Genomic DNA, 1,656 nt, shown 5'->3' on the forward strand with positions numbered 1-1,656 from the left:
TGCCACTTGCCACGTGGGCAATGTCATCAAGTTAGTCTTCAAATAAATTACATTTGAAGTTTGTAACTTGAATTTATTTTAATATGATTTCACAAAGTCTTATCATTGCAAATATCACCTGGTTATATGCAACTTTAACAGACCTTCGGTCATTTTGACTGAATGCCTTTTTAAAGTTGCATTTTATAACAACATAATTCTTACTTTTTACTTGATTATAATGCTCTTTTCTTGTTCATTGAATTTTTGTTAGCTCGTAATCTCATTCTACGTGGATTACTTCGTCCAGGACGAATTGGAATAATGTTGTCTGATATTCTTTTTATGATTTTTTCTAACAATTTTGAACGTTTTGTAGGATTATCTTCTAGAAGCATACAAACCAATGAGTTTTTTAACTTACCTATAAGGATATTAGTATTAACTTTATATTCATACTTCAAATCTTTATCTTTATTTCTTTCACTAATAATTACATCTGCATCCATTTTTACAAGCGTAGCCATATTAGCTAAATAAACTGTAGCATAGAAATCTTGGTTTATTGCAATTACTGTTTCTCCGGTAAAGTTCTCTATTTGAAGTCTGTTTTTTAATTCATTATACTTAACTTCAATTCCCCAACGCTTAAAATAAAGTTCTTTAAAGTCCATAACCGTAAAGCTTTCATCAAAAATATTTGTAATGAGGATCTCTGTAACACCTGAATCTAAATCGAATTTAAGTACTCTAACTTTGAGTTTCTCTTTATTGTTTTTTATTTCCACTATTTGATCTTCACCTTTTACATTAGAAAAAGACTTAAAAGAAGTAGAAACCCTCATCAAGTATTTTAATTTTTTCTTCTCCATGAAACAGATTAAATCCTTTGATGGGTAGCCTCTATCAAATAGAATTAAATCGTTAGAAAAACCTATTTCCTCTAGCTTATTTATGAGTTCTTCTGCTTGCGTCCTTTCATTTGCCTTATATTTCCCTAATACAGCAGTAATAATCATTTCATTTTCAACATCAAACAAACCAGATGCTCTAGCCCTAGCCAGTTTCATGCTTTTATTTTCAGTATATCCAAATTCATTTCTTAAATTTTCAGTATTACTTACTTCTAATATTGTCCCATCAACACTTAATATTCTATATCCTTTAAACGTTTTAAAGTGTGTATCTTCATAAAACCATTTTATTATTGTATCAGATAATTTTACAAATGCTGTGGGTGATATTTTCTGCCTAGCCTCTGAAAATGCTTGCTTTGTAACACTTGCATTGGGGTCAATTATTTCACCGAAGAAATCATCTAATTCCAACTGAAGGCTTTTTCTTACAAAGTTCAACATAAAAACTACAATACTCTTAAATGTCATTTTATTGTTTCCTATTCTTGTGAAATACGTATTTTTTGTTCTTGTTTCACACATGAATATTATACCACTTATAAGTTCATACGATAATCTAATTCCTTCTGCTGCAAAATTTCTTTTTGTTTTCACCTAAAACACCCCAATAATTCATAAGATACACCCCGAAATAGGGTGTTCAATTCGATTATTGCGGTGTTTTTCAAATGTCAAGTGTTTTCTTGAATTCATTTAATTATTTTAATTACCAGTTTGTGTTATCTTAGCTTGATGACATTGGCCACGTGGGTGGCACTAT

General features: G+C 29.9%; 1 protein-coding gene. It reads right to left on the minus strand.

Annotation, left to right across the window (positions count from 1 at the left end):
• Positions 1 to 215 precede the first annotated feature (215 nt).
• Positions 216 to 1,490, minus strand: coding sequence for an IS4 family transposase (locus tag LGK97_RS19535; protein WP_226261986.1), 1,275 nt, complete (start codon positions 1,488 to 1,490; stop codon positions 216 to 218).
• Positions 1,491 to 1,656: the final 166 nt, after the last annotated feature.

This window comes from Clostridium sp. CS001, assembly GCF_020443565.1.
Lineage (GTDB): Bacteria > Bacillota > Clostridia > Clostridiales > Clostridiaceae > Clostridium_AD.